16 protein-coding genes are annotated in these 25,857 nt (G+C 47.4%); 12 read left to right on the plus strand and 4 right to left on the minus strand.

The window, feature by feature from the left end; translation table 11 throughout:
- The first annotated feature begins 3 nt into the window (after nucleotides 1-3).
- The 12 genes from proQ to EZV61_RS09745 all read left to right on the plus strand — a co-directional run bounded on the left by proQ (nucleotide 4) and on the right by EZV61_RS09745 (nucleotide 21,155).
- A complete protein-coding gene (proQ, locus tag EZV61_RS09690; RefSeq protein WP_114336564.1) occupies nucleotides 4-639 on the plus strand; it encodes an RNA chaperone ProQ in 636 nt (211 codons plus the stop codon).
- Nucleotides 640-649: 10 nt separating this feature from the next.
- Nucleotides 650-2,710, plus strand: a complete 2,061-nt coding sequence (prc, locus tag EZV61_RS09695) for a carboxy terminal-processing peptidase (protein ID WP_240695182.1) — start codon at nucleotides 650-652, stop codon at nucleotides 2,708-2,710.
- Nucleotides 2,711-2,851: 141 nt separating this feature from the next.
- A complete protein-coding gene (gene nhaC, locus EZV61_RS09700; protein WP_131415318.1) occupies nucleotides 2,852-4,336 on the plus strand; it encodes a Na+/H+ antiporter NhaC in 1,485 nt (494 codons plus the stop codon).
- Nucleotides 4,336-6,954: an aminopeptidase N gene (gene pepN, locus EZV61_RS09705; RefSeq protein WP_131415320.1), complete on the plus strand. Its 2,619-nt coding sequence runs from the start codon at nucleotides 4,336-4,338 to the stop codon at nucleotides 6,952-6,954. The genes nhaC and pepN overlap by 1 nt, the downstream gene beginning before the upstream one ends.
- 35 nt (nucleotides 6,955-6,989) lie before the next feature.
- A complete protein-coding gene (locus tag EZV61_RS09710) occupies nucleotides 6,990-7,208 on the plus strand; it encodes a DUF2835 family protein (protein WP_131415322.1) in 219 nt (72 codons plus the stop codon).
- A 262-nt stretch (nucleotides 7,209-7,470) separates the two neighbouring features.
- A complete protein-coding gene (locus EZV61_RS09715; RefSeq protein ID WP_114336568.1) occupies nucleotides 7,471-9,606 on the plus strand; it encodes a DUF1302 domain-containing protein in 2,136 nt (711 codons plus the stop codon).
- Between the two features lie 17 nt (nucleotides 9,607-9,623).
- Nucleotides 9,624-10,985, plus strand: a complete 1,362-nt coding sequence (locus EZV61_RS09720; protein WP_131415324.1) for a DUF1329 domain-containing protein — start codon at nucleotides 9,624-9,626, stop codon at nucleotides 10,983-10,985.
- Nucleotides 10,986-11,043: 58 nt separating this feature from the next.
- Nucleotides 11,044-12,063, plus strand: coding sequence for a WD40/YVTN/BNR-like repeat-containing protein (locus EZV61_RS09725; RefSeq protein ID WP_114336570.1), 1,020 nt, complete (start codon nucleotides 11,044-11,046; stop codon nucleotides 12,061-12,063).
- A gap of 10 nt (nucleotides 12,064-12,073) precedes the next feature.
- On the plus strand, nucleotides 12,074-14,398 hold the full coding sequence (locus EZV61_RS09730) for an efflux RND transporter permease subunit (RefSeq protein WP_114336571.1): 2,325 nt from the start codon (nucleotides 12,074-12,076) through the stop codon (nucleotides 14,396-14,398).
- A 174-nt stretch (nucleotides 14,399-14,572) separates the two neighbouring features.
- Nucleotides 14,573-19,399, plus strand: coding sequence for an NAD-glutamate dehydrogenase (locus EZV61_RS09735; protein ID WP_131415326.1), 4,827 nt, complete (start codon nucleotides 14,573-14,575; stop codon nucleotides 19,397-19,399).
- Between the two features lie 44 nt (nucleotides 19,400-19,443).
- Nucleotides 19,444-20,460: a quinone-dependent dihydroorotate dehydrogenase gene (gene pyrD, locus EZV61_RS09740; protein WP_131415616.1), complete on the plus strand. Its 1,017-nt coding sequence runs from the start codon at nucleotides 19,444-19,446 to the stop codon at nucleotides 20,458-20,460.
- 146 nt (nucleotides 20,461-20,606) lie between these two features.
- Nucleotides 20,607-21,155: a cell division protein ZapC domain-containing protein gene (locus EZV61_RS09745; RefSeq protein ID WP_131415328.1), complete on the plus strand. Its 549-nt coding sequence runs from the start codon at nucleotides 20,607-20,609 to the stop codon at nucleotides 21,153-21,155.
- 20 nt (nucleotides 21,156-21,175) lie between these two features.
- On the opposite strand, the gene EZV61_RS09750 is transcribed toward EZV61_RS09745, so the two are convergent.
- From EZV61_RS09750 to EZV61_RS09765, 4 genes are read right to left on the minus strand one after another with little or no spacing between them, the layout of a single operon-like run.
- Nucleotides 21,176-22,324: an ABC transporter permease gene (locus tag EZV61_RS09750; RefSeq protein ID WP_131415330.1), complete on the minus strand. Its 1,149-nt coding sequence runs from the start codon at nucleotides 22,322-22,324 to the stop codon at nucleotides 21,176-21,178.
- 3 nt (nucleotides 22,325-22,327) lie between these two features.
- Nucleotides 22,328-23,506 (minus strand): ABC transporter permease, encoded by a 1,179-nt coding sequence (locus EZV61_RS09755; RefSeq protein WP_131415332.1) that lies wholly within the window; start codon nucleotides 23,504-23,506, stop codon nucleotides 22,328-22,330.
- Nucleotides 23,493-24,470, minus strand: a complete 978-nt coding sequence (locus tag EZV61_RS09760) for an HlyD family secretion protein (RefSeq protein ID WP_131415334.1) — start codon at nucleotides 24,468-24,470, stop codon at nucleotides 23,493-23,495. Before EZV61_RS09760 ends, EZV61_RS09755 begins: the two co-directional genes overlap by 14 nt.
- Nucleotides 24,470-25,852, minus strand: a complete 1,383-nt coding sequence (locus tag EZV61_RS09765) for a TolC family protein (protein ID WP_131415336.1) — start codon at nucleotides 25,850-25,852, stop codon at nucleotides 24,470-24,472. Before EZV61_RS09765 ends, EZV61_RS09760 begins: the two co-directional genes overlap by 1 nt.
- Between the last annotated feature and the right edge of the window lie 5 nt (nucleotides 25,853-25,857).

Consider the following 25,857-nt stretch of genomic DNA (forward strand, 5'->3'; position numbering starts at 1 on the left):
TTAATGGAAAACCAAAGTAAAGCTCAGTCGATTGAGAACACCCTTAAGTTGTTAACGGATACGTTCCCTAGTTGTTTTACAACAAGTGGTGAAGCTAAGCCTCTTAAGATTGGCATATTTCAAGATTTGGCAGAGCGTTTTGCTGATAATGAAACTGTCAGCAAAACTCAACTCAGGGTCGCACTGCGCCGTTACACCAGCGGGTGGCGCTATTTAGAATGCGTAAAAGAGGGTGTTGAACGAGTTGACCTCGACGGCGCATCTGCCGGGGTGGTGTCATTAGAACATGCAGAGCATGCCGCTGTGCAGGTTACCGAAAGTAAGCAGCGTGCAGCTGAACGCAGAAAACAGCGCCTGGCTGAAAAAAGCGCCGAGAAAAAGGCAAAAGCGGCCAAAGTAGCAAAATCTATCCCCAAGCGGGGAACCAAACCTAAATCTTCGTCCCCTAAGACTAAAGCCCCAGAGCTTAAAGACGTATCAATAGATGCGCTTTCTGTTGATCAGTCGGTAGTGATGACCTTAGGGACTCGTCCTGTAAAAGGGATCATTACAGACATTGGTAAAGACGAAGTGCAGGTACGGTTGAGCACTGGTATGGTGTTAAAAGTGCAACCAACGCACTTAAAAGTTGAAAAATAGAGGATTCCTTTTGAAGAGACTCATCACTCATAGCGTTACTTCGCTGCTCATCGGTGGCTTGTTATCTGCGTCCGCCTATGCGCTTGCGCCAAAGTATGACGAATCGAGCTTGCCAGCATTGGTGCAGCAAAGTCAGCATAAAGATGCTGCAATGCGGATCACTAATACGTTTCAACGTTCGCATTACAAAAAGATCGCGTTAAATGATGAGATGTCTTCGCAGATATTAGACCGATATCTTAAGCAATTAGATTTTCGGCGGAATATCTTCCTCGCCAGCGATATTGAGGCGTTTGAAAAGTACCGCTTTGAACTAGATAGCGCGTTGAAGAAAGGGCAATTGGCACCTGCTTACGAGATCTACGACGTTTTTCAAAAGCGCCGCTATGATCGCTACGTATATGCATTGAGTTTGTTGGATAAGCCTTTCGATTTTAATGCTGACGACAAATATGTCTATGAGCGTGAGGATGCGCCCTGGGCCAAAAATAGCGCAGAGCTTGATGAACTATGGCGACAGTGGGTTAAGTATGAAGCGTTAAACTTAAAGCTTGCTGGTAAGACGCCTGATGAGATCAAAGAGTTATTAAGTAAGCGTTATAACTATGCCATTAAGCGTCTCACACAAGCTCAGAGTGAAGATGTTTTCCAAACATTTATCAATGCATTCGCCCGCTCGATAGAGCCGCATACATCTTATCTTTCCCCGAGAAATGCTGATCGTTTTAAGATGGAGATGAATCTTCAACTTGAAGGCATTGGTGCTGTGTTGCAATCGACAGATGATTACACAGTGATTAGAAGTCTTGTCAAAGGTGGCCCTGCTGAAAAAAGTAAGCAGTTGGCTCCACAGGACAAGATTGTGGGAGTTGCCCAAGAGGGCAAAGAGATGGTCGATATTGTCGGCTGGCGTTTAGATGATGTGGTTGATTTGATTAAGGGTCCTAAGGGTACCGAAGTCAGACTCGAGATCATGACAGAAAATGCAGGTGGTGATGCTAAGAGCAAGATTGTCACTATCGTACGTGACAAGATCCGCCTTGAAGATCGTGCCGCAAAACTGACGTATGAGAAAGCAGAACTTGAAGGGTACGAGGGCAAGAAAGTTGCGGTGATTGAGATACCGGGTTTTTATGTCAATCTCAGTAAAGACGTACAAAAATTGCTGCTTGAGCTTAATGAAGTTAAAGACGTTGACGGCTTGATTATCGACCTACGCAATAATGGCGGAGGCTCTTTAGAAGAGGCCAAACTGCTGACGGGTCTGTTTATTGATAGCGGCCCTGTGGTACAGGTTCGTTCGCAGAACGGACGCATTGAAGAAAAAGTTGATGTCGACAATGAGAAGCTTTACCAAGGCCCGTTGACTGTCTTGGTTAACCGCTACAGCGCTTCTGCTTCTGAGATCTTTGCTGCGGCATTACAGGATTACGGTCGCGCCTTGGTTGTCGGTGAGCAAACGTTTGGTAAGGGGACTGTGCAACAGCATAAAGGTATCGGTCGAATATATGACCTGTACGATTCTCCTATGGGTGATATCCAGTACACCATTGCTAAGTTCTACCGTATCAGTGGTGGCAGCACGCAAAATAAAGGTGTTGTTCCTGACATCAAATTCCCTAGTGAAGTTCGCCCTGGAGAGTTTGGTGAAAGCACAGAAGACAATGCGTTGCCTTATGACCAAATCACTCGAGCACGATACAAGAGTTATGGCGAGCCGACGCCGGCATTGGACAGCCTGGTTCAGAAGCATGAATCGAGGCTAACTCAAAACCCTGAATTCGTATATGTGTATCAAGATATTGAAGAGTACCGGGCACGAAAAGACGACACTTCAATCTCGCTCAATGAGAAGCAACGTCTAGCTCAACGCGAAGCTGAAGAGAAGAAACGTTTGGCTCGGCTGAATGAGCGCCGGGTACGGCACGAGCTGAAACCATTAGAGTCACTCGAAGCATTCGATGACTTAAAGGACGAAGAAAAAGTGCCTGACCAAGACCTTTATCTTTCAGAGACAGTTTACATCACACTGGATCTGGTGGAAGCAGGGCGGTTGGCGAAGGCCAACTAGGAAACAGTCTTAATTTAGAAAGCCGCAATCGTCAGATCTGCGGCTTTTTGCATAAATAGATACCAATAAAAAATAATACAAAAATTGAGCGGAACACTTTAGATGTACCGCCACAAAAGCCTCCACTCCAGGACGTAATTCATGAGTAATCAAAACGATACGGTTAAATCGCCATCGATTGTCGACGCATTAATCCCCATTGTTTGTTTGGTGGTGATGTTGGCAACATCAGTCACGCTCTACGGAGATAACTCCTCCTATGGGCCGAATCAAATTGCGCTGCTATTGGCTGCCACTATTGCGGCATTGGTGGGGCTAAAGAATGGCTATCGATGGGATCAGTTAGAGCAAGGGATCGTGAAGGGGATCTCTATCGCTATGGGTGCCATTTTGATCCTGCTGGCCGTCGGCGCGTTAATCGGGACATGGCTGTTGGCGGGTACAGTGCCAGCGTTGATCTACTACGGCTTACAAATCATGCATCCGGACTGGTTTTATGCCGCGACGTGTCTTATCTGTGTGATTGTGGCTATCAGTATTGGCAGTAGCTGGACAGTTGCTGCCACTGTTGGTGTAGCATTTATCGGCGTAGCAAATGGTTTTGGCTTGTCGTTGCCGGTGACTGCGGGTGCAATTATCTCAGGCGCATATTTCGGCGATAAAATGTCGCCCTTATCGGAAACAACCAATTTAGCTCCGGCAGTTGCTGGCAGTGAGCTGTTTGAACATATACGTCATATGACGTGGACCTCTATCCCAAGCATCGTATTGGCGCTTATCATCTTTTCATTTATGGGCATGGGAGCAGGTGCTGACGTGGCCTCAGAGCGGATCGCATCGATAAGTGACGGTCTAAACGAGCAGTTTAGTATCAGTATCCTGAATATCGTGCCGTTATTGGTTTTATTAGCTTTGGCAATTAGTCGCGTACCTGCGCTTCCTGCGGTTTTTTGTGGTGCTTTAGTTGGCGGGGTGTGGGCAGCGATTTTTCAACAGGACCTCATTCAAGCGACGTTCGCTACCGATGAGTTACGCGGCGGTATGGCAACACTTAACGCGGTTTGGACGGTGATGTTTGATGGTATTTCGGTAAACACTGGAAATAGCGATGTTGATGAACTGGTGAGTGGTGGCGGTATGTCGAGCATGCTAAATACTATCTGGCTTATCATCAGTGCAATGACGTTCGGCGCAGTGATGGAATCAACGGGTCTTCTGCAACGTATCGTGAAGGCGCTGCTTCGCTCGGTTAAAAGCACTGGTTCACTTATCGCCAGTACCTTAGCGACCTGTTTCGGTACAAACATCATTACTGCGGATCAATATATCGCTATCGTCATGCCTGGGCGTATGTACAAGGATGCATATGCTGAAAAAGGGTTGGCCCCAGTGAATTTGTCGCGCACGTTAGAGGATGCGGGAACGATTACCTCACCGCTGATCCCTTGGAACTCCTGCGGTGCCTATATGCAGAGCGTATTATTGGTCAACCCGCTTGAATACTTTATGTATTGTTTCTTCAACTGGACCAGCCCCTTGGTCGCTTTGCTATACGGCTATATCGGCTTCAAAATTAAGCCATTAAAAGACGCCAAAGTTGTCGCTGCGAGAGGTCATAACGCCTGATGAAAACAGAACAAACCCCAACGGTAAAACGGCTTGTAGATTATCGCCCACCGAATTTTACCATTAGCACGGTGGAGCTTAATTTTGTACTCGACGAGAGCAAGGCGATCGTTACCAACCGCATGCAAGTAAGCAGAGCAGGGAGGCACAATGAACCCTTGGTATTGGACGGTGAAGGCTTAACGTTGGTGTCATTGGCTATCGACGGTCAACCGTTACCAGCTGAGCGTTTTCAATGTTCGGACACCACACTGACAATATCATCGTTACCAGAGTGTTTTGAAGTCACTGTTGTCACTGAAATTGACCCTAAAGCCAATACGTCACTAGAAGGGCTGTATCTATCTGAAGGTTCATATTGCACGCAGTGCGAGGCCGAGGGCTTCCGCAAAATAACCTATTATCTTGATCGTCCAGATGTGCTTGCTGTGTTTACTACCCGCATTGAAGCTGACGAAAAATGTAGTTACTTGCTATCCAACGGCAATAAGACCGAAGAGGGTCGCCTGCCGGACGGCAGACATTATGCCTCTTGGCATGATCCTCATCCCAAGCCCTGTTATCTATTTGCTCTCGTCGCGGGTGAATTTGATCTGTTGTGCGACAGTTATCGCACGACGGAAGGCCGTGATGTTGCATTGCAGCTGTTTGTAGATAAGGGCAATAAGCCACGAGGCGAGTTTGCGCTTGCCGCGTTAAAGCGTTCAATGGCGTGGGATGAGCAGCGCTTTGGTCTAGCTTATGACCTTGATATTTACATGGTCGTTGCTGTCGACTTCTTCAATATGGGCGCAATGGAGAACAAGGGGCTTAACGTATTCAATAGTAAATACGTTTTGGCAGAGCCGCAGTCCGCTACGGATACGGATTATCACAATATCGAAGCGGTAATCGGTCATGAGTATTTCCACAACTGGACCGGTAACCGGGTCACTTGTCGCGATTGGTTCCAATTATCACTGAAAGAGGGGCTGACAGTTTTCCGTGACCAAGAGTTCAGTGCCGATATGGGGAGCCCTGCTGTAAATCGCTTGCAGAATGTTCGGGTTATTCAGACCCAGCAATTTGCTGAAGATGCCGGGCCTATGGCGCATCCGATCAGACCTGCGCAAGTGATCGAGATGAACAACTTCTATACGGTCACTGTTTACAACAAGGGTTCGGAAGTGATCCGTATGATCCACACTTTGTTGGGCGAAGCGTCGTTTAGAAAAGGGATGGATCTGTATTTCCAACGTCATGATGGCCAAGCTGTAACCTGTGATGACTTCGTGTTGGCAATGGAAGATGCGTCAGGGATCGACTTAACGACATTTAGACGTTGGTATAGCCAGTCGGGTACCCCTGAAGTAACCGTGACGGATAGCTACGACGAGGTGCGCGAGTGTTATACATTAAACTGTACTCAAGTAACGCCGACCACCGCAGATCAAACAGAGAAAGCGCCACAGCATATCCCCTTAGCTATTGCGCTATATGCCGACAACGGCGAGGAGCTTCCTCTAAACGATCAAGTTGGTGAGCTGCAACATTCGGTACTCGATTTCAAGCAGACTGCACAAACATTTGAGTTCTTTGGGATCAAGCAGAAGCCGACACCAGCCTTACTCGTAAACTTTTCAGCGCCAGTAAAACTGCATTTTGATTACACTGAAGCGGACTTGGCCTTTTTGGTTAAGCACGCCAGCGACGCTTATGTTAAGTGGTCGGCACTGCAGTCACTTTTGTCTGAGGCTATCTTTGCTGCAGAACAGAAAGGCATGGATTCATTGGTGCTGTCTGACGTTATTATCGCAGCGTGCGAGGCTTTAATTAAAACGACGCAACTCGATGAGGCGATCGTCGCTGAAATCCTTTCGGTACCATCGGTAGCAACACTCATTGAACAACGCAGTTTTAGCGATATCAGCCGTCTTGCTATGTTGCGTGACAGTGCCGTCCGGTGTCTGGGTGAAAGACTGAGTGACGTTATCTCTGCGCGGCTAGCTACGCTAAGACCTGGGCCATATCAATATGAGGCTAAAGATGTCGCACAGCGTTCACTGTCAGGGGTATTGATTAGCTACTTAGCCGCAGGTGCTCCAACGCATTTGCCGGATATCGTCGAGCGCTTTAACCGCGTAGACAATATGACCGAGAAACTGGCGTTACTGGCGGCAGCAAATCATTGGCAGCTCACCTGTAAAGAGCGTCTGTTAACTAGTTATGAGGCGGCGTGGAAGCACGACCCGCTGGTGATGGATAAATGGTTGTCTATACAAGCCTTAAGCCCTGCAGATAGCGCAATCTCTACAATACGCCGCTTATTTGATTACGAGGTATTTAGCTTTTCTAATCCGAATAGGGTAAGAGCTTTGGTCGGGACATTTGCGGCAAGCAATCCATACCAGTTCCATCGTATTGATGGTGAGGGGTATAAGTTGCTAACCGAGGTCGTGATTAAGCTGAATAAGCTCAACCCACAGGTAGCAGCTAGAATTATCACGCCTTTAACCCAATGGAAAAAGATGGATGCAACGCGACAAGGGTTAATGAAAGGATGTCTGCAAGAGGTTTTAGCGTTGCCCGAACTGTCGAAAGACCTGTTTGAAATAGTAGATAAAAGCTTGGCGCAGTAGCGCCAAGTATTCTTGTAGAAGAATTGGTTTTACTGATGGCTGTTTACTATTTTTATGTGCGTTTGAGCTTCCATGAGTTTCAAGCGCTCTACAAAGGGCAAGCAAGTACCGTATTGGTCTCTGATCAATACGGTCGTCGTATTCAGCTCCCCGCCACCAGGTTTCGCCCATTTTTAAGCCAAAGAGGGATTGAAGGGCGATTCGAATTACAGACAGACAGTGAAAACAGATTCGTAAGCCTCAAAAAAACTTAATATTAGAGTATTCACTTCAAACGCCATCTTCATGCAGAACATCATGGCTAGCGTGACTCAGTTGGTGCATTTTAAACAGGTGTATAAATCGGTTTTTCAAAAAACGATACACAGCTCAAAAATTCGTTAAAAACCCACGCGTTGAGACTGGTCTAATGACTTGAAATGTTATCCTTTTGTTGTAACTATGCTGTGTTAATGCAACCTAACCATACAGAAATTCAAAATAACAAATGGGTTGCTTTACTGGGGAGAACATATAATGACAACAGGGCAATCCCGTTTTATCAGACGACCCATCGCCAAAGGTATTTCTATCGCACTGCTGGCCTTATCTGGCCATCAAGCCGCAAATGCAGTGACTTTCGACTGGGGTGAAATTGAGGGCTCTTTTGACTCTACTTTCACCGTCGGTGCAAGCTGGCGGGTTGAAGATCGTGACTATGATCTGATTGGTAAGTCAAACCAACCTGAATTCAATAATTCAACCAATAATTGGCAGGGTTATGATCCTGTCACTAATCCGATATTTGATCCTGCGACAGTTTGGGCCAACCCAACGGGGATATATTCAACCAACAGCGATAATGCGAACCTGACGTATGACGCTGGGGATTCATTTTCTCAGATCGTTAAAGGTGTCCATGAGCTTGAGTTGAACTATCAAAACTTCGGGCTCTTTGTTCGTGGCATGTATTTCTATGACTTTGCCATGATGGACACAGATGAATGGGATAATCCGGTAACAGGAGAGTCTTATGATCCTTGTCGCGACGGTGAAGCGAAAGATGAAGTTTGCCGCGATATTCGACTGCTGGATGCCTACATTACCGCAGACTTTGATTTAGGCGAAAATGGCGATATGCCGTTGTCTTTGCGTTTAGGTGACCAAGTAGTTAACTGGGGTGAAAGTACCTTTATTCCTCACGGTCTTAGTGAAATTGTTCCTGTTGATATTGCACAGTTACGAACCCCAGGCGCAGAACTGCGAGAGGCGTTTATTCCTGTAGGCATGTTGTTTGCCTCCTTGGGCCTGACGGAGAACGTCACTTTAGAAGCTTTTTACCAATATGATTGGGAAAAGTCAGTCTTACCACCGCCCGGCTCATACTTTTCAACCAATGACTTCGCTGGTTCGGGCGGCCATTTGAATACTGTACAGTTACAGTTCGCGCAAAACCCCGATCAAGATCTGGATGGCTTAGTGTCACGCCTGAACGGCTTGGATGGCCAGTACCAAGCGTTAACAGGGATGAGCCTCCAGCAGCTCATGGATAACTGGGATGTTTTGCCGTCAGAAGTGCAGGATCAGGTAGCCGGTTTGTATATTGCTTCCGGTACGGAACAAGCACTGAAAATCGGTACGGAGACGCCTGATGATGGCGGCCAATATGGTATTAAGCTGGGCTGGTTCGTTCCCGAGTTAAACGATACTGAATTTGGCTTCTACTATGTTAACTATCACAGCCGTCGTCCGATTATCTCAGGCTATGCATCTAATTTTTGTGTAGATCCTAACTCTGGCGTGTGTGCTGGCGATAGCAGTGTTGTTGATGATCTGAATATGATCGCAGCGAACACGATTGATAATGACAACGTCAGCGAGCTGACTGCATTTACCCGCGGGGTTTTAGTTTACCCTGAAGATATCAATATGTTCGGTTTGAGCTTCAACACCGGTATTGGTGATACGTCTGTTGCTGGTGAGGTGAGTCACCGCCAAGATGAACCTCTTCAGATCGACGATGTGGAATTGTTATTTGCGTTTATGCCAGAGCAGTTGGCAAATGCGGACCCTGACACCTACGGCGCATTAGCCGGTATTTCGCAGCTTGATGCGCCGGCGCCCGGCGGTTGGGTTGATGGCTATGTCGAGTCAGATACTACTCAGATGCAGTTTACATTGACGCACCTGTTTGGTCCTACATGGGGCGCAGATAATTTCTTCGCGTTAGTTGAATTTGGCGGCATCTATATTCATGACATGCCAGACCATGATGATCTTCGTTTAAATGCACCGGGTACCGATCGCAGTGGTGGTTTCCCAGAGAAACAAGGCCTTGAGCTGGCCGTTCAGGATGGTGTTGAAACAAACCCATTCCCGGATGATTTTTCATGGGGTTACCGCTTACGCACACAGTTTGTTTTCAATGATGTGTTCTCTGGCGTAAATATGTCACCGCGTTTGTTCTTTGCTCACGATGTATCGGGTACCACCCCCGATCCGTTATTCATGTTCATTGAAGAACGCAAATCAGCCGGTTTAGGTGTAGGCTTTGACTATCTACAGCGTTGGAGTGCTGACTTTAGTTACAACACCTTTTGGGACGGTAAAGGCACATCCAATCGTATGGAAGATCGTGACTTCGTTTCTTTTAATATCAAGTATTCGATCTAACGGGGAAGAGAACAACAATGATAAAAATTACTCTCGTTGCGTCAGCAATTTCGATGATGTTCGCAGTGTCTGTTCAAGCCAAGGTCTCAGAGGCTGAAGCGGCAAAATTGGGTGACACTCTTACACCTATTGGTGCCGAAAAAGCGGGTAACGCCGATGGCAGTATCCCGCCTTGGGAAGGGGGCATTACGGCCCCTCCAGCTTCTTACGAAGCGGGTATGCATCACCCTAATCCTTATCCTGATGATAAGGTGTTGTACACCATCACGAAAGAGAACCTGGCGGAACACCAGGAACTCCTCACACCAGGGCAGATCGCGCTGTTTAATACCTACCCAGACAGCTTTAAAATGAGCGTGTATCCGACTCGGCGCAGCGCGTCATTTCCGCAAGTGGCCTACGATTGGACAAAAACCAATGCCACGAGAGCGGAATTGGTTGATGGAGGTAATGGTTTAAAGAATGCCGCTATTGGTACTCCATTTCCTATTCCTGCCAACGGTCTGGAAGTGATTTGGAATCACCTGACCCGTTATCGTGGCCAAGCTTTAACCAGGAAAGCAGGGCAAGCGGCACCGACGGCTAATGGCTCTTATACCTATATCGGCCTGGATGAGGCTCTGTTGTTACCCTACAACAACTCAAATGCCGATCCAGCAGTACTTGAAGAGACAAACATTCTTTTCAAGTTTAAGCAAAAGGTAACCCAACCAGCTCGCCTTGCAGGCACAGCGTTGTTGGTTCACGAAACCATGGATCAGATAAAAACGCCGCGCCAAGCATGGACCTACAACACCGGTCAACGTCGCGTGCGTCGTGCCCCTAATGTTGCTTATGATGCCCCAGGCACAGCGGCAGATGGCTTAAGAACGACTGACGACTATGACATGTTTAATGGTTCGCCAAACCGTTACAACTGGACACTGGTGGGTAAGAAGGAATTGCTTATTCCTTACAATACTTATGAGCTACATAGTGACAAACTTGCCTATGACGACATTTTGAAAGCAGGACATATTAATCCTGAGTATGTGCGCTACGAAAAGCATCGTGTATGGGTGGTTGAAGCTAACCTGAAAGAAGGCATCAGCCATATCTATAAGAAGCGGGTGTTTTATATCGATGAAGATAGCTGGCAGGTGAGTGTTGCCGATATGTACGACAACCGTGACCAACTCTATCGGGTCGCGATGGCGCACGGGCTAAACTATTATGAATTGCCTGCCCATTGGTCGACATTGGAAGTCTTTCATGACTTGAACTCCAAGCGCTATATCGCCATTGGCTTAGATAATCAGGAGGCGATGTATAACTTCGGCGTAGAACTAAAGGATAATGCATTTAGTGCGTCGGCACTTCGTAAAGAGGGTCGCCGTTAAACAAGTGCACTAGCGGGTCGGACGACCCGCTTTTCTTTTCTGACAATTTGAGTATTTCATGGGTCGCATAGCTAGTTTTTGGGTGAGCCTTATTGGTGCTTCAGCCCTTTTTTCTGCTTCATCAATTGCAGGTTCCGATTCGAAGGCACTTATGGTGCCTAATGTCACTAAGGCGTTAACATTAGATTTTTTCTCCGCGCAGAAACAACATTATGCCGTCGGTGAGAGGGGGCATATCCTCAAGTCTGATGATGGCGTCAACTGGATCCAGCTAGAGGTTCCAATAAAAACCACATTAACACGTTCGTTTTTTGTCGATGATGGCCAAGGATGGGTAGTTGGTCATGAAGCATCCGTACTGCACACAATCGATGGCGGTGAGTCGTGGGAGATCCAGCATGCCTGGTTAAAAGAGGATCGCCCATTACTGGATCTGGTATTCCTCACTGAACAACACGGTATTGCGGTCGGCGCTTACGGTTTATACCTAGAGACAACCGACGGTGGTAATAATTGGCACCAAAGATTTCTCACGGAACTGCTACATGAGGAAGATCGTGAGTATCTCACTGAGATCCGGCTAGAGGATGAACAAGCATACCTTGAAGAGCTAAACAGTTTGCTACCGCACTTTAATGCGATCACCAGAGTGGGAGAGCGTTTGGTGATGGTTGGTGAAATGGGGCTGGTTGCAGCGAGTGATGACAATGGTGCCAGTTGGCATAGTTTAGAGGCAAGCTACGAGGGGTCGTTCTTCTCGGTATTGGCGCTTAATAATCACGATTTCATGGTGGCGGGTTTACGAGGCACGGTACTGCGATATCAAGCAGGGATGTGGTCAAACATCTCGTTGGACCAACCCATCACGATCAACAATATGGTTAATTCTGAAACGGGTGTATGGGCGTTAGGTAATGGAGGTCATTACTATATTGTTGATGGAGATAGTGGGCGCAATCAACACTTCCAGCTGTCAACCACCCCGGCGTTACTCGATGTTTTGTTCTCCGGCACAGTACCGGTGATGGCAAGCGCCGATGGCATATTGATCGAACCGCAGCTAAAAGCGGCAAATTAAGGTAGTAAAAATGGGACTTTCTAGAACGGTCGACCTCTGCGAGTTAGCTATTTTTCGTCACAGAGGGGCCGTGATTACGCTGTTTGCCTTGATGACCGGCTTTCTGTTGTACCAAGCCACCATGCTTCGTATGGATGCTGGTTTTATAAAGAATATCCCGTTGCATCACCCCTATATGAAAACCTACATGAAGCATCAAAAGGATTTTGGTGGTGCGAACTCCGTGTTGGTCGCGGTAAGGGCAAAGTCCGGTGATATATCTAACCCGAAATTTTTTAAAACATTAAAGAAAGTTCATGATCAACTGTTCTTTATTCCCGGTGTTAATCGTACAGCTGTATCGTCTGTCTATTCACCAAGCACGCGTTTTGTCGAAGTTGTAGAGGACGGTTTTGCCGGTGGCCCGGTTATTCCTGCTGACTTTGATCCTGATGATCTGCAGGATTTGGAGAAGGTAAGGGAGAATATTAATAAGGCCGGTATTGTCGGGCGTCTTGTTTCTGAAGATTTTTCAGCGGCCATGGTTCGGGCGAGTTTACTTGAGTTTAACCCTGAAACAGGAGAGAAGCTCGATGTATTGGCGCTAGCTTCGCAGCTTGAGGAACAGATACGCGCGGAGTATGGCGATGACGATATAGACATTCATATTATCGGTTTTGCAAAGATGATCGGTGACATCGCCGATGGCGCAAAATCTGTCGTGACGTTTTTTGCTATCGCTTTTGCCATCACGGCGGTCTTGGTGTTTATTTTTAGTGGCTCACTGCCGATGACTGTATTGGCGTTGTCATGCTCTCTCGTCGCTGTCGTTTGGCAGGTCGGATTGCTGACTGTGCTTGGCTTCGGCTTAGATCCTATGTCGATATTAGTGCCGTTTCTGGTGTTCGCTATTGGTGTGAGTCATGGCGTGCAGATGATCAATTCGGTTGGTCGGCTGTGCAGTCAGGGAATGACAGGGAAAGAAGCCGCACAACTCAGCTTCCGCAGATTGCTGGTACCAGGTGGGATAGCCTTACTCTCCGATACGATCGGTTTTCTCACCATTCTTTCTATAGATATCGGAATAATCCGTGAGCTAGCGATTACAGCTAGCTTAGGTGTTGCCGTTATTATTTTAACCAACCTCATTTTACTGCCAGTACTACTTAGTTATACGTTCAAATCAGCAAACGCAGATTGTCATACGGAACCTCGGGTTTCTAGAGTGAACTGGCTGTTCCAGATCGCAGCTATGTGTGCCGATAAACGGGTCGCTGCGGTAATCCTGATAGGTGCAGCTGTCTTGTTTGGCGCATCATGGAAATACGCTGAGAAGATGCAAATTGGTGACTTACAGGCGGGGGCGCCGCAGTTACATGCGGATAGTCGTTATAATCAGGATACTTTCTTAATCACAGAAAAATTTTCTGTCAGTGTTGACATTATTACCGTGATTACGGAAACCAAAGAGGAAGCCTGTACTTACCATGAGTACATGAATGCCATTGATGAATTTCAATGGCGCCTAAGTAGCTTACCTGGGGTGCAATCAGTTGTTAGTTTGCCTAGCATCGCAAAGAAGGTGAATGAAGGGTATAACGAGGGCAGTGCTCGCTGGCGAACGCTGCCGTTTGAAACCGCTTCATTGGTTCAAACTGTCGCCCGGGTCCCGACCTCTTCAGGATTGCTCAATGGTGACTGCAGTGTGCTACCTATCTATATTTTCCTTAAGGATCATAAAGCTAAGACGATACAAGACGTGGTTGACGCGGTAAAAGAACTACGTCGCGAATATGAACGTCCGGATCTTAGATTTAGGTTAGCATCGGGTCCGGTAGGGGTGATGGCTGCTAAAAATGAAGCGGTCAGCGCAGCACAAGCGCCAATGTTGCTGTACGTTTATAGCGCAGTGATTATTCTCTGCTTGATCAGCTTCCGTTCTTTACGCGCAACGATCTCAGTTGTGTTGCCGCTTTATGTCGTGTCGACGATGGCTCAGGCATTGATGACCATATTAGACATTGGTTTGACCGTCGCAACGTTACCGGTGATCGCTCTTGGTGTTGGCATTGGGGTTGATTACGGTATCTATATTTTGTCGACCATGGTCGGGCGGTTAAGCCAGGGCGTATCGGTTAAGACGGCCTATTTAGAAGCACTGCGAGAGCGTGGTAATGCCGTACTTTTCACCGGCTTTACCCTCGCTATCGGTGTCAGTACTTGGTTTTTCTCGGCGCTTAAGTTTCAGGTCGATATGGGTATTTTGTTAACCTTTATGTTCTTGGTGAACATGCTCGGTGCGATCATTTTACTCCCCGCATTGGCCAGTTTCTTTTGGCCAAAACAAAGCAAGTAATCGAGAAGGCCGCATTTGCGGCCTTTTTTGTAAAGTTTGCGAAACAAAACAAGTGATTGGACACATTGTAGGATCTCATATCTAAGCTAACCTAAGAGCTAAAGACCAGTTCAAAATAGTAAAGACAAAAACAAGGCACTGGTCTTATAACAACAAGCCTGCAAGGTGATATTTATGGCCCAACATGAAGCCAACTTCTCTGTACTCCTAGAACGATTGAATTCACTGATATATACCAAGCTTCCACAACAGGAAGCCGTTATGGTCGAGCAGTTAGCTCAACGTTTATATCGCAATATTTCTTTAGAGGATCTCGCTGGCCGCAGTGACAGTGATCTTTATGGCGGCGTGATGAGCCTTTGGCATCTGATGCAATCCCATGACCTTGAGCATCCAAGCATTGAAGTGTTTAACCCAGAAGTAGCAAGCCATGGCTGGCATTCAAACCACACCATCATAGAGTTAATTCAACAAGATACACCGTTCATGGTGGATTCGTTGCGGATGGCGTTAAAACGCCTGGGGATCACCGCCCACTTACTGCTCAATGCGCCGCTCTCGATAGAGGTGAAAGACGGCGAAATATCCGCGTTGCAGCAGCTTGATGCCAACGCTGAGCGCAACATAACCGCATTTCATGTCGAGATAGATCGGCAAACCTCAGAGAGTGATAGGCATAAGATAGCCGAAGAGTTGGCATCAGTATTTCGCGACGTAGCACTTGCGGTGGCAGATTGGATGCCAATGCAGACGCAACTGCAATCGGTGCTAGCCAGCCTTGAAAGCGCTCCGTTTCCAGGAAATGAGGAGGAGCGCCACGAGGCGATCGAGTTCTTAGCCTGGGTTAAAAACCATAACTTCACTCTGATGGGGTATCGAGAATACAAAGTCGAGGCGGTGAAAGGCGATCACATCTTAAGTCAGGTGGATGGCTCTAGCTTGGGCTTGATGCGCTCCAGCTATACTAAACGCTCACGTAATTTAAGCTCATTGCCGACCAGCGCCAGAGAAAATGCGTTAGATAGCAGCCTGTTGGTACTAACTAAGACAAACTCAAAATCGCGCGTTCATCGACCGGCATATATTGATTATATCGGTATCAAGCAATTTGACGGTAAAGGTAAGGTGATCGGCGAGCACCGATTTATCGGCCTCTATGCGGCGTCAGTTTATAACCAGAGTGCGACACAGGTACCGCTGATCCGTAATAAGCTTGAAAGAGTGATGGCAGGCTCTGGCTACGCCGTTGGCTCCCATGCCTACAAAGCGCTTCTGAATATTCTTGAAACTTACCCACGCGACGAACTATTGCAAAGCCCAGAGTCCGAACTGTTGAACATTGGGCTCGGCGTGCTGCAAATGCAAGAGCGTGACATGACTCGTCTGTTTGTGCGCCGGGATCTTTTTGGCAGATTCTTCTCCTGCATGGTTTATGTACCGAAGGAGCGTTACAACACATTGTTGCGACAACAAACGCAGTCGATTTTGAAGCGATACTTTAACAGCGTCGAACCGGTTGAGTTTACGACGTTCTTTTCAGAGTCGGTACTCGCGCGCACCCACTACATAGTGCATGTCAAAGATAATACGATGGATATCGATGTGAAGCAGATTGAACAGAACTTAATCGAAGCGGCGCGCTCATGGGAAGACAAATTCCAGGATGCACTACTTGGGCAATTTGGTGAGGAGGAGGGCAAAAGGCTGCATCAGAAATATGCTGACGGCTTTCCTCGCGGTTACAAAGATGATGTGCTTCCTGGTAGTGTACTCGCAGATATTGAACAGCTAGAACGTCTGACTGAACAACACCGTTTGGGTATGCTGTTTTACCGCGCTCAGGAGGAAAAACAGAGCTCAAAAGAGGTGAGGTTAAAGCTCTATCATCAAGACCTGCCGTTGCATCTTTCGGATATCTTGCCGCTATTAGAAAACATGGGCTTACGTGTAATTGGTGAGCGTCCATATAAGATCCGCGATAACAGCGGGTTGCTGCATTGGGTGCTCGAGTTTCATATGGCCCATACCAATGAAAAGCCACTCGATATCAGTAAAGTCCAGGGGCGCTTTGTTGAAGCGCTGAGCGGCGTATGGGATGGGATTTATGAAAATGATGGATTTAATCGGCTGATCTTAAGTGCCGGTCTAACTGGGCGACAGGTTTCTATGTTACGTGCATATGCCAAGTATATGCGCCAGATTGGCAGTAGTTTTAGCCAGCAATATATTGAAGAAACACTCTCGCGCTATCCAGCGATCGCCCGTCAACTGTTGGCAATATTTGAAACTAAGTTTAGCCCTGCTATTCAGCAAAGAGATCTCTCTCTGTTATTGATTGAACTCGAAGCATCGCTTGAAAGTGTCAGCAGCCTAGATGACGACCGAATAATTCGCCGCTATGCCGAATTAGTTGAAGCGACATTACGCACTAACTACTACCAGGCGTTAAGCGATGGCCGTGATAAAACGTACATCTCTTTCAAATTGTCGCCTGAACATATCTCTGATGTTCCACTGCCGCTACCCAGATTTGAAGTGTTTATCTATTCACCGCGGGTGGAAGGGGTTCATCTACGCGGCGGTAAAGTAGCCCGTGGAGGATTGCGCTGGTCTGATCGTCGGGAAGATTTTCGTACCGAAGTGCTCGGCTTAGTTAAAGCTCAGCAAGTTAAAAATACAGTGATTGTGCCCGTCGGGGCGAAAGGCGGTTTTGTTTGTAAAAAATTACCTGGCAGCAATGACCGCGAAGCATTTCTAGCCGAAGGGCAAGCGTGCTACCGCACCTTTATTCGCGGTTTATTGGATATCACTGACAACGTAATTGAAGGCAAGGTCATTCCGCCGAGTAACGTGGTTCGCCATGATGAAGATGACACATATCTGGTTGTCGCGGCAGACAAAGGAACCGCCACTTTTTCTGATATCGCCAATGAAATATCCGCACAGTACGACTTTTGGTTAGGGGACGCATTTGCCTCAGGTGGTAGCGTAGGATACGACCACAAAAAGATGGGGATTACGGCTAGAGGGGCGTGGGAATCGGTAAAACGTCACTTCAGAGAGATCGGTGTCGATTGTCAGCAGGATGAGTTCACCTGCGTTGGTGTTGGTGATATGGCAGGGGACGTGTTTGGCAATGGCATGTTACTCAGTGACAAAACCAGGCTTATCGCGGCGTTTAATCATCAACATATTTTTATCGACCCCGCCCCTGATGCCGCTAGTAGCTTTGCCGAGCGCACGCGCTTGTTTCATTTAGCTCGATCCAGTTGGAGCGACTATAACCAAACATTGATCTCGAAAGGCGGTGGCATATTCGAACGCAGCGCCAAGGCGATCCCTTTAAGTGCAGAGATCCAAACCCTTTTAGGTAGCACTGAACGGTCATTAACGCCGACAGAGTTGATAAAGCAACTGCTGCAGATGCCTGTTGACCTGTTGTGGAACGGCGGTATCGGTACCTACATCAAATCCGAAGCTGAGAACAACAGTGATGTTGGCGACCGTGCTAATGACGCCGTGAGGGTTAATGGCCAGCAGGTAAAAGCGAAAATTGTTGGTGAGGGCGGAAATCTTGGCGCCACGCAGCTTGGACGTATTGAATACGCCGCCAAGGGGGGCCGGGTTAACACCGACTTCACTGATAACGTTGGCGGTGTTGACTGTTCCGACAACGAAGTGAATATTAAAATTCTACTAAACACCTTAGTGAATAATGGCGATCTAACGGTAAAACAGCGCAACAAACTGTTGTACGAAATGACTGATGATGTGAGCCGTATTGTATTGGACAACTGTTACCGTCAAACCCAAGGTTTGTCGGTATCGCAGCTACGTGACGAAGAACAAGTAAAAGAATACCAGCGCTTTATCCATGCAATGGAACGAGAAGGATTGCTCGATCGCAACCTAGAGTTTTTGCCTAACGACGAAGAGTTAGCAGAACGACTACTCGCAGGGAAAGGACTGACGAGACCTGAACTCTGCGTGTTGTTGGCTTATGGCAAAATGTACCTTAAAGAGCGTTTATTGGTGCCGGAAGTGACAGATGTCGCCTACCATAACCGTTCACTGGTAGGGGCCTTCCCAGCTCAGTTGCAAAAGAAATACAAAAAGCAGATGCAGCATCATCCGCTTCGGGCAGAGATCATTGCGACACAGATCGCCAATGCCTTGGTTGATGATGTGGGCTTTAATTTTGTCGGCCGACTACAAGACGAAACGGGTGCATCAGAGGCCGAAATCGCGAACTGCTATACCATGGCCCGCGAAGTGTTTCAGCTGGAACACTTATGGCAAGCAGTGTCTGTTTGCGACAATAAGATCCCGGCGATCGTACAAAGTGAATTACTGTTTCAAATGCGTCGAATTATCCGCCGCGCCACACGTTGGTTTCTGCGCCACCGCGATAGAACACTCACTATTGAGCAGACGATAAAGCGTTATCAACCGACCTTTGATGAACTGCGCAACAACCTCGCCATGTACCTGATTGATGATGAGGTTGCAGAGCTTTCTCAAGCCATTTCGCAATTGGAGCGCGAAGGACTGTCGACAGAGGTTGCTACCCACATGGGGCAGCTTAGTACACTATTTTCAGCGTTGGACATCGCCGAAGTTGTCATTGAATCAGACCGTCCAATCACATTGGTGGCGGATGTCTATTTCAAACTCGGTGCCCGACTTGATCTGCACTGGTTCCTGAAACAGATCTCGGAGCAACCCGTCTCGAACCACTGGCAAGCGTTAGCCCGAGCCTCTTTTAGAGAGGAACTTGATTGGCAGCAGCGCGCTTTATCTATTGTGGTGTTGCGATACTGTAGCGGCCTATGCGAGCCTTTAAAAATGCTGGATACCTGGTTTACCGAGCATGAAAAAGAGATCCAGCGCTGGTTCCATATGCTCGGTGAGTTCCGTACCAGTCAAAGCCATGAGTTCGCTAAGTTCTCAGTCGCCTTGCGTGAGCTTATGCTTCTGAGTCACAATTGCGAACCGAAATAAGAGCTGGGTGCCATCGCGGCACCCGCAACAGATAACGGTTAATGATGCTGTATAATTTTGCGCGTGCCTTTCTTTTCGCTCGTGATCCGGAATGGGCTCACGATTTTACGATCCACCGCTTCAGCCAATTGCGTGATAGCTGTCTGTTGTCGCTATTACGCCAAAACCTGCCAGCTAAACCGGTCAAGGTGATGGGGATCGAATTCCCTAATCCCGTGGGCTTGGCTGCGGGCCTTGATAAGAACGGTGAATGCATCAATGTATGGGATGCGTTAGGTTTTGGTTTCGTGGAGATAGGCACCATTACTCCTAGAGCACAGCCGGGTAATGATTCTCCTCGGATCTTCCGCTTAGTGGAGCATCATGCGTTGATTAATCGCATGGGCTTTAATAACAAAGGCGTTGATCACCTTGTTGATGAAGTGAAAAAGTCCAACTTCAAAGGTGTTTTGGGAATAAATATCGGTAAAAATAAAGACACACCAGTCGAGCAGGGCAAAGATGACTATCTCATCTGTATGGATAAAGTGTATCCGCATGCATCCTATATCGCTGTCAATATCTCATCACCTAACACGCCGGGTTTAAGAAGCCTGCAATATGGTGAAGCGCTCGATGAGCTGCTCGTTGCATTAAAGCTGCGACAAAGCGAGTTAGCTAAAATCCACGGTAAATACGTGCCGTTGGCAGTTAAAATCGCCCCCGATCTTGATGATGAGGAGCTCGCGCAAGTGGCGACATCCTTGATCAATCACAATATCGATGGTGTCATTGCGACGAACACGACACTAGAAAGATCGGCGGTAGCAGGACATAAGCATGCCGATGAAGCAGGGGGGCTTAGCGGGCGTCCAGTAGCACAAAGCAGCACACAAATAATCAGTAAACTAAGTGCCCTGTTAAAAGGCGAAATACCGATAATTGGTGTCGGTGGTATCGACAGTGCTGAAGCCGCACAAGACAAGATCAACGCTGGCGCCAGTTTGGTACAGCTGTATACCGGCTTTATTTATGAAGGCCCACCGCTAATTAAAGATATCGTCAACCGACTGAAACTCTAAACTGATAGTTAATTAAATAACGTGGCTTAACGGCCACGTTATTTTTTATCACACTTTTTTATTAAAACACTTGCTTAACTTGGCCATGGTAAAGACAATGGCCGCATATAAAAAATACAATAAAACTAATAGAATAGAGTAAATAGATGTTAATGCAGCCTAGACAGGGATGGCGCTGGTACTTCGATGAGTCGGCAGATCGCTTATGTGTCGCTCTAGACGATGATATGCATTTTAAGACGCATTTTCGTCGTAAACAGCTTTGTCCCGTTGCGCTTCAGTCGCAACCATTCTCAACGGATGATGCAAAAGAGTACCACCAGATTTTGGAAGTGCTTCTGGCCTATAAGCTGTTGCCTCAGCCGCTGCTTGTCCAGTGTGCGCTTAATGCCGTTGCGGCAAAACGTTTCTTATTGCCCATGATGCCGAAAAGCTGGTTTTTTACTCCTGGTGCAGCACAACTTAATGTTCATAACGATCTGTTGGTTGAGTTGCAGTGTCTGAGTGGGGCGGTTGGGCAATTTTTGGTGTTGGAAACAACGGAGCAGGCATGTCTGTGTATGCTTTTAGATGATTCAATCGCTTTGAGTGATAGTAAATCGATGCAGATGTTTGATTGCATCAAAGTGATGAACGATCGCGTAGTGGGTTATGTAAGTACCAGTCAATCTTTTACCGGCTCGCAAATCGCCTAACCATTTTTATCTCTATCCGGTTAGGCGTCTTCAATATCCCTTCTGTTAAGCAGCCAATAAGCTAATCCTCCGTAGCCAATCGTTTGTAACCAAAGCAACGAGTATTGAGGAAGGATCTGCGAAAAATCTGCGCCCATCTGGTTGAGCATAAGAAAGCTTTGGATCGCCGGGGTTGATGGTACGAGATTGGTTAACCAAACTAACAGCGGCGGGACTGAGGATAGTGGCCAGATAAAGCCAGCACTGAAGGCCAGAATTAAAGAACTGAGTAGCACTAGTAGAGATAAGATCTCTGGTCGTCGAATCAGCTGCCCAAGTACAACGCCCAAAGCAATCACGGATAAGATGAATGGAATTATTAATCCCCACAGCTCTAATGGCGAAGCTAACCGGGTGATGTCATAAAACTCGAAGGCAAAACCAAAATAGTAGAGCGCTCCGAGTGCATAAATTCCCCCAAAGGTCAGCACACGAACGATAAGTAACCGCCATATTGGTACTTGCAACCAATAACCTTCGCTCCGCTTCTTGCTGTGGTTTTGATGACTGCCTAATTCGCCGACGGCCATCAACAACGTCTGATGCAAAATAAGTACAAAGACTGCAGGGACGACATAATTGACGTAACCCATGGTGGTGTTGAATACCGGTTTAACATTGAGTTGTAGCGGTGAGTACTGTTTTTCTGCACGGGGTAGTGCATCGCCGGATAGTATGTGGTTTAACACCTTAACTTCAGCTCCCAGCGTACCTGCAGCTTTCGCCATCCCTTCAACGACGGTGCTGTAAATCAAAAAATAGCTGGCGTTGCCAGCATAGCCAAGCACGGGGCTTTTACCAAGCAACAGGTCGCGGTAGAAGTCGCTTGGTATGACCAATATGCCACCGGCTTCACCACTGAGCAGCATTGTTCGCGCTTCCGCGATGGTATGCACGCGCTTCACCACTTTAACTTCCGGCGTGGCATCTAGCATCCGTTCTAACTTGCGACTAAGTTGGCTGCCATCCTCATTAACAATCACAGTATGCTGTTCACGTGGCACTTGGTTGGAGTAGGGCAAGGGGTAAAGAAACGAATAGGCAACAATGCCTCCGAAGATGGTAAAAGCAACTGAGAAGTCACTTAAAATCGCCCTAAATTCGAGTCGCAATAACTGTAACCAAGTCACTATTTAGCACTCCACCGACTGATGTTGATTCGCCTTGTCGGTGAGAATCACCAGAACAAACGCGGCGCAAAGCGGTGTAAACAGTGCTCCTAACCAAACCAGCTGCGGCAAAGATTGCATCAATGTCGCAGCGTAATTAGCCTGCATAATCTGAAGTTCAACATAATGGCTCACCGGTAACATGTTGCGCCAGATCTGAGCCATTAACGGCATGTCGGAGGATGGGAAAGTTACCCCCATAAATGCAAACGCTGGGGCTGTGTAGCCAGAAGCAAGGCTCATGGCATGTGATGCATTTTTAAATATCAGAAAGAGCATCGACCCCACACCCTGGCAGGCAATAATCATTAGCAGTTGTCCAAGCAATAAAATTAGCCAACTGCCATGCATTGGCCAGCCAAGTAAATCATACATAAAGATGAGAAAAGCAACGCCCATTGCCAGATGAAGAAGGGTGTATGGCAGTAATTTAGCCGTTAAGGTTAAGATCGGTGTACCGTTTAACCAAGTGTGCAGCTGACCAGCCTTGATACTCGCATTCAGCGCCAGAACGGCTGTTACGACAATAACAATTTGCCAGATGGCCGGGATTGCAGCGGTAACAAGGAAGTGCCCGTAGTTACTGTTGCTGTTAAACAGTGGTGATATTTGTCCGCGGATCGGCACCGCTTTCGCGAAAGCCTGTTTAATTTCTGGGCTTGAATTAGCCATGTTTTTAAACAGATCAACGCCAGCAGAAAAGGTGCCATGGGCTTGCATCAATGCAGAATTAACTAACTTGGCAACCAGTAGCACCTGACCATTAGTAAATGCAGTGACTTGGGGAGGGAAACCTTTGATGGTCTTCTTTTCCAAACCAACCGGCACAACAATCAGCGCATATATTTCACCGCCCCGCAGCGCAAGTGTGCCTGATGCCACATCATCGTATTCATCGCTGATAGCGATCACCGAGTTGGCATCATAGTAACGCACAAGCTGCCGAGACATGGCCGACTTATCGAGGTCAACCACGCCTACTTTGACATCACTGGCCACACTGGCGGAAAAAATATACCAGAAGGCTAGAAACAGCAGGGGTGGTAACCAAAATAGGAGCGCCTTAAGCCAAAAGTCGCCGCGAATAAGCTGCCACTCTGCATGCCATTTTGATTTAAACCCTTCCATATTAATAGCTAGCAAGCACACTCATGCCTGCTCGCAACCCTGGAATGGGTGTGACAGGCCTAGCTTCAACTTCAAATGTGCGCATATCAAAACCTTGGCTACTGTCCGTACTACGCCACGTGGCAAAATCGCCCATGACTGCAACATGGTGCACCTTAAAGGTAATGCTTTGCTCCCCTAACGCCGGGATAACGGCTTCAAATTCACTATCTTTATTAAAGTGTTTAAGGCGATCTTCGCGAACATTAAACACCGCCCAGGCGTCGTTCATATCGATCAGTGTGACGACAGGGAACCCCTGGGGCGCAAGTTCGCCTGGACGCAATAAAATGGCACTGATTTCACCACTGTGACGACTGTTAACCTGAGTATCCGCAACATAGGCTTCAACCTCGGCAACGATGCCTGCCGTCATTCTGGCATTGGCTTGCGCCGCCCGTTGTGTTTCTTTCCGCGCGCCTTCCTGCGCCATCTCGTATAACTGCCGTGCTGTACTCTCGGTATATTTTGCTGCCTGCCACTCGGTATACACTTCGTCGCGTTTCTGCTCCGCCAAAACGCCATCTTGGTAAAGGTTATCGATCCGCTGATAAGTCTTCTCAAATAGTTCGGCGGCGGCTTTTGCCATAAGCCATTGATCTTTTGCTGCTGCGATCGCCTGGCGGCGGGCACCATTTAGGGCTTCATCAGCCAGCGCTGACGCAGCCTCGTTGCCAGCCTTTGCCTGGGACAGCTTAGCGGCGAGTTCAGGACTGTTGATGGTAAATATTGCTTGGCCGACCGTGACAGAGTCCCCTTTCTTTACCAGAAGTTCACCGATACGACCGGGCACCTTGGAAGAGACACTATACTGACGCGCTTCAATCTGGCCTTGTAGTCGCATCGGTTGCGGTTGATAGGCGAGGTAAAAGCGGTAACCGAGCCAACAAACTATCAGGAGTAGAGCTGTAATGATGGCGACTATTTTAAATTGGCGCATTACTGAACCTCGGGCGCAGATTTGTTTTGGTAGCTTTCAAAGTTGTTAATTCCACCACTGATGGCCATTAACTGAGAGAGTGAAATAACATAATGATATGAGGCGACAAGACGTTGAGTTTTTATAGAGGCTAAAAAAAGCTCTGCATCAATAACATCGATAGAAGTGGCTAACCCTTGGGAAAATGCTTTGCTACGTAGATGAAGGTTTTCTTCTGCCAACTCAATACTGCTTTTTAAACCCGCATACTCTTCGAGTGCCTGCTGCGACTCACGGTATGTTTTTTCTACCAGCGTCGTCAGGTCTCGTGTCGCCTGAGCGCGCAGGTAATCCACTTGCGTCACTGTGCTGTGTGCCGCATTAAGCTTGCCGGAACGCCCACCAGGATCCAACAATGGCACACTGACTCCAACACCGACAATCCAGTCTGGTCTTAGGTCGGAAACAATGGAGTCATCTTCATAAACATTGTACTCACCGAAGAGGTAAACGTCGGGATAATAATTACCTTGTTCTACTTTCACTAATCCCTTGGCTTGCTCACGTTTGGCTGATAATAAATTGAGGCCGGGGTAGGTCGCTAAAGTATTGCGTAAGAAGTCTGACTTTGGCGGAATAGTTTCATTGGTAAACAGCGTACTGCTGGGGATGGTATTGTCCTGTGACTTAATCATTTGCGTTAATGCTATTTGAGCAATTTCGACTTGGCGCTCCGCTTTTTTCCGCTCAACGGTTGCTCTATCAAGGGAAGCCTCAGCCTGCAGCCGTTCAACTTTAGCGATCTGACCTTGTGCCTCATATTTCAAGGCGATGTTGCGATGTTTTTGCAGGCCTTCTTCGACCTGTACCCGTGTGCGTAATACCTCTTTCGCCAATACCGTCCCAAAATAGATTTTTGCTAAGTCTTCAAACTTAGCGTGTTGTTCCATCTCTAACAGATGCCTAGCTTCTTCTGTCCGATAGTGGGCAATATCTTGTGCTGCTTCGATCTTAAACCCAGTAAAAACAGGCCAAATAGCCGTCACAGAGCTTTTGAACTGGCTCTGTTTGGCGATCTGTGTCGTGAGGGCCTCATTAAGTTCACCAGCTACATTTGGGAACAACTCACCAAGATCTGGCGCATTGTTCATGCGATCAAGGATTTGAGAAGGCTTTAATTCTATGTCGTCATCAAAGTAGGTGTATCGACCACGGAGATCGACTTTAGGTAGGTAGAGATCACCTGCAGCGTCTTGTAAGTGTTTATTCTTATCAATATTGGCACGCTCAGCGGCGAGGCCGTCGTTGTTTTTAAGCAGCGCCTGCCATGCTTCGGAAAAACTGACACTCTCTGCTGCATTAGATGGCAACGCTAGCTGCCACAAAGCCAATAAGAGTGCCATTGAAA

The organism is Corallincola luteus (genome assembly GCF_004336975.1).
Taxonomy (GTDB): domain Bacteria; phylum Pseudomonadota; class Gammaproteobacteria; order Enterobacterales; family Neiellaceae; genus Corallincola; species Corallincola holothuriorum.

Bases quoted from the DNA above. Each gene is read 5' to 3' on its own strand.
- EZV61_RS09735 (WP_131415326.1), top strand. From the start codon at position 14,573: ATGGCCCAACATGAAGCCAACTTCTCTGTACTCCTAGAACGATTGAAT.
- pepN (WP_131415320.1), top strand. From the start codon at position 4,336: ATGAAAACAGAACAAACCCCAACGGTAAAACGGCTTGTAGATTATCGC.
- EZV61_RS09765 (WP_131415336.1), bottom strand. From the start codon at position 25,852: ATGGCACTCTTATTGGCTTTGTGGCAGCTAGCGTTGCCATCTAATGCA.
- proQ (WP_114336564.1), top strand. From the start codon at position 4: ATGGAAAACCAAAGTAAAGCTCAGTCGATTGAGAACACCCTTAAGTTG.
- nhaC (WP_131415318.1), top strand. From the start codon at position 2,852: ATGAGTAATCAAAACGATACGGTTAAATCGCCATCGATTGTCGACGCA.
- EZV61_RS09760 (WP_131415334.1), bottom strand. From the start codon at position 24,470: ATGCGCCAATTTAAAATAGTCGCCATCATTACAGCTCTACTCCTGATA.
- EZV61_RS09715 (WP_114336568.1), top strand. From the start codon at position 7,471: ATGACAACAGGGCAATCCCGTTTTATCAGACGACCCATCGCCAAAGGT.
- pyrD (WP_131415616.1), top strand. From the start codon at position 19,444: ATGCTGTATAATTTTGCGCGTGCCTTTCTTTTCGCTCGTGATCCGGAA.
- EZV61_RS09730 (WP_114336571.1), top strand. From the start codon at position 12,074: ATGGGACTTTCTAGAACGGTCGACCTCTGCGAGTTAGCTATTTTTCGT.
- EZV61_RS09710 (WP_131415322.1), top strand. From the start codon at position 6,990: ATGGCTGTTTACTATTTTTATGTGCGTTTGAGCTTCCATGAGTTTCAA.
- EZV61_RS09725 (WP_114336570.1), top strand. From the start codon at position 11,044: ATGGGTCGCATAGCTAGTTTTTGGGTGAGCCTTATTGGTGCTTCAGCC.
- EZV61_RS09745 (WP_131415328.1), top strand. From the start codon at position 20,607: ATGTTAATGCAGCCTAGACAGGGATGGCGCTGGTACTTCGATGAGTCG.
- EZV61_RS09720 (WP_131415324.1), top strand. From the start codon at position 9,624: ATGATAAAAATTACTCTCGTTGCGTCAGCAATTTCGATGATGTTCGCA.